The sequence below is a fragment of the Aureimonas sp. AU40 genome (assembly GCF_001463785.1).
In the GTDB taxonomy this organism is placed as follows: Bacteria; Pseudomonadota; Alphaproteobacteria; order Rhizobiales; family Rhizobiaceae; genus Aureimonas.
Genome location: NZ_BBWL01000074.1, coordinates 1 through 382 on the forward strand (window position 1 = coordinate 1; position 382 = coordinate 382).

At 63.6% G+C, this 382-nt stretch carries 1 protein-coding gene; it reads right to left on the minus strand.

The features are described 5' to 3' along the window. Positions 1-336: VOC family protein (locus AUL32_RS24315; RefSeq protein ID WP_062121107.1), on the minus strand; the 336-nt coding region annotated here is incomplete at its 3' end. Between the last annotated feature and the right edge of the window lie 46 nt (positions 337-382).

Below are 382 nucleotides of genomic sequence, written 5' to 3' on the forward strand. Positions count from 1 at the left end.
GGGGCCAATTCGCGCAAGGAGCCCGTCGATATCATCGACCACGAGGGCCAGATGCGCAAAACCCGGGTCGAACGGCTTCGCCGGCACGTTTGGCCGATCCAACCCCCGATATTCCAAGAGTTCGATCGTCTGATCCGCCAGCGAGACGATCGCCATGCGAACCTGTGCTCCATGCGCGCCCGTCACCTGACCAAGGAATTCGCCACCCATCTCGCCCGTGCGCACGAGCCGTGCACCAAGCCCATCGACCCAGAACCGAAGGGCCTCATCGAGGGAGGCGACCGCGAAGCCGATATGATCGGCGCGCTGCACGTGGATGTTGGCCTGGTCCGTCATGCGGTCCGTCCTACCAGCAAACGGACCGTTCGTCTGCAAAGGGTCG